Here is a 3,547-nt window from a genome sequence, read left to right as displayed (position 1 = left end):
TAACATCTTCATCCACTTTATGAAGCTGATTACCTGTAACCGCATCTGTTGAGCCTGCATCAACTTTCCCATCCTTCAAACCAGTAAGTGTGCGTGGGTCTTTACTGCTGTTGACAATGGAGATCTTATCACCCTCAGCCTTAGCTCCTATCGTGATGACATTTAAGTCATCTTGCGCAACAAGACTATTAGTCACCACACCCGTGACACTTTCAACCTGCTCAGAAAGCTTGGTTAATGTTTCATCAACTCCCTTAAAGGCATCTTCAACACCTGTACGGTCTTGTTTCTGAATGTTATATTTCGGAGCTGTACCTTCTAATACGTTGGAATTACCACCTAAAGAAAGATCAAGATTTGTAGCCAATTTTGAAACATCACTTCCAGCCTGCTCAACAGTGCTCGTCAACTCCTTAACGTTCTGTTCAACCTTATAAAGCTGCTTACCTGAAACCGCATCCGTTGAACCTTCATCAACTGTCCCCTCTTCCAAACCAGTAAGCTTGCGTAGTCCTTGACTACTAGCAATCGAGATCTCTCCACCTTCAACTTTAGCACCTATCGTGATTTTCGAGTCATCTTGCGCGACAAGGCTATTCCCCATCGCTTCCGTGACACCTGCAACCTGCTTAGAAAGATCGGTTAATGTTTCATCAACGCCCTTAAAGGCTGCTGCAACACCAGTACGGCTTTCACTCTGAATTTCATACTTCGGCTGTTCACCCTTCAGTACATCCGCGTCACCACCTAAAGACTTATTAAGACTTTCAACCAAAGTTGAAACATCACTTTCAGCTTTCTTAACAATAACATTGAGCGGATCAAGCTTCTCTTGAACCTTATGAAGCTGCTTACCTGTCACTGCATCTGTTGAATCTGTATTAACTTGCCCATCTTCCAAATTGGTAAGTTTGCGTAAGCCTGCACTACCAGCAATGGAGATTTCACCACCTTCTACGCTACCTCCAATGGTGATGATATTCGATACTTCCTGCTTTACAAGGTCGTTTTTTTCAACAGTACTAATCTTACCAGAAAGTTCTGTCAGCTTACTATCAACACCCTTAAAGGCATCCTCAACACCAGTATACTTTTGACTATCAATGTTATAAGTGGGCGCCTTACCTCCTAGTACATCTGCTTCACCACCTAAAAACTCATTAAGTTTCGTATTTAAAGTTGAAACATCATTCTCAGCCTTCTCAACAGTAGCATTAAGCGGTTCAAACTTCTCTTTAACCTCATTAAGCTGCGCACCTGTTACTGCATCTTTTGAGCCTGCATCAACCGCCCCCTTTTCTAAACCGGTAAGTTTGCGCAGTCCTCCTGTCTTATTGGCAATGGAGATCTCCCCACCTTCCACTTTAGCACCAATGGTAATCTTATGCGAATCTTTCTCTTGATGCACAATGAGGCTGCTTTCCGCACTCTTAATCTTTCGATCAAGCTCCGTCAGTGTTCCATCAACACCTACAAAGGCTGCTCCAACATTATCATACGACTTTGTCTGAATTTCATACTTTGGTTTCGTACCCTTCAGTACATCTGCACCACCACCTAAATACTGAGATATATTACTGCCCAGCTCAAAAAGCTGATTACCTGTCACCGCATCTTTCGAACTTTCTTTAACTTCTCCATCCTTCAAACCAGAAAGTTTACGTGGATTTTTATCTTTATTAAGAATGGAGATCTTATCACCAACAACTCCCTCACCTATGGTGATGATATTCGTTCCTTTCTCTTGCGCTACAAGGCTCTTATTCAGCTCACTCACTGCATCGTCAACCTTCCGGTTAAGTTCCGTCAGTGCATTATTAACATTTATAAAGGCAGAACCAACACCAATCAACCTTACCCCTTGAATTGAATAAACTGGTCTTTTTTCGCCCAATATATTTGAGTCACCACCTAAAGACTCATCAATATTTTTAGCCATTTTTGAAATATCATTCTCAGCCTTCTGAGCAGTACTCGTCAACTCCTTAACAGCCTTATCCACCCCATGAAGCTGCGCTCCTGTTATTGCTTCTGTCGAGCCTTCTTTAATTTCTCCACCTTTCAAACCGGTGAGTTTGCGAGCTTGTTTATCTTTGTTAGCAATAGAGACTTCAGTACCTAAGTAATCTTTACCAATGCTGAGCTTATTATTACTCGAATCATGAGAAATATAAGCTCCATCTGGATCAACCGAAACGCTTATCTTCCCAGCAAGCTCTGTTAGTTTACTATCAACGCCCTTAAAGGCATTCTCAACACCAGTATACGGCTTTGTCTGAATGGTATACTTCGGCTGTTGACTCTTCTCCACATCCGCATCACCCCCTAAAGCAAGATTAACACCTTTACTAAGCTTTTCGATATCTTCTCTCACAGATGTAATAGTACTGTCAAACTTTTCAATCTTCTGCCTAACCTCAAAAAGCTGCTTACCTGAAACTGCATCTGTTGATTCTGCAGTAATCTTTCCTTCAGCCAAGTTTGTAATCTTTTTATTCTTAGCATCAATCCCATTGCCATCTATCTTCGGACCATCAACTATTTCAATACTCTTTAGCTCAACATTATCAGCTAGACCAAAGTTGAGAACAGGTGATCCCCCTTTCTCTCCCGAGGAGATGTTAATATTTTTACCTTCCCTAAAGTGGACAGTCTGACCTGCGCTAACTTTCCACCTATTCCCCTGAACAGAAATCTCCCAGTCAAACCCTTCTCTCTGTACCCAGTCTCTTAATGCTTTTAGCTGAGCGACGTTTGCTGCATCAGTATCCAAACGACCAGCAGCCACCCCCGTAATCTGTCGTGTTACCCGACCATCCTCAGTACCAAAAGAGACTGGGTCGTAAGTAGCCTTCCACGCACCACTTGAGTTAGTTGACCATTCATTAGTCATAGGATTATAACCAAGAAGTTGTCCCCTAATAGCTCTCTCAGGACTTATAGCGTCTTTACCTAAAGCAACACCCTTACGGTTATTCCATCCCGCATTAGCATTCGGACCGATACACACAATATCCCCGTCATCTCGCGCACTTGGACAAAGAGTAAAACTTGACACTCCCCTCATCTGCCCGCCAGCAAAACGTGCACCCGTTGTATTGACAGATCTTGTATTAACAGACCAGTTGATGGTATTATTTTCTTCCAAAAACCAATCGTTTGTCGTTCCATCTACATCAATTGAAGAACGTGCACTTGCACTCGTTAATGCATTGACTGATGCATCAGCCCCACAACTACTCTCAAAGGAATAGCCACCAGAACCATCAGAAAGCTGATTTTTAGTCAATTTCTTATACTGCTCTTCTGCAGATACTTTCTTACTCGACCGTGATAAACCACGGCTAACAACTTGGTCCACCCCACAAGAACGATCACCATTAGCCACCCCAACACGCCCATGAGCAACATTGGCAGAAACCACACCTGCACTTACACTTTGAACTGTCGACCCCGTTGAAGAAAGATGAGAAGCAAAAACTGGAGAAACACTCGACAAAAGCCCAGCCATTACCGCCCCTAATGAAACAGCTCTAACCAAAGATAC

At 42.8% G+C, this 3,547-nt stretch carries 1 protein-coding gene; it reads right to left on the bottom strand.

What is annotated here, in order from left to right; translation table 11 throughout:
* The coding region (locus tag GGR10_RS06665; protein ID WP_182480438.1) for a hypothetical protein at positions 1 to 3,511 on the bottom strand (3,511 nt) is incomplete at its 3' end.
* Positions 3,512 to 3,547: the final 36 nt, after the last annotated feature.

The organism is Bartonella chomelii, assembly GCF_014138465.1.
GTDB classification, from domain to species: domain Bacteria; phylum Pseudomonadota; class Alphaproteobacteria; order Rhizobiales; family Rhizobiaceae; genus Bartonella; species Bartonella schoenbuchensis.
The sequence above is the reverse complement of the archived record's forward strand: the minus strand, read 5'-3'. Positions and strand labels throughout refer to the sequence as shown.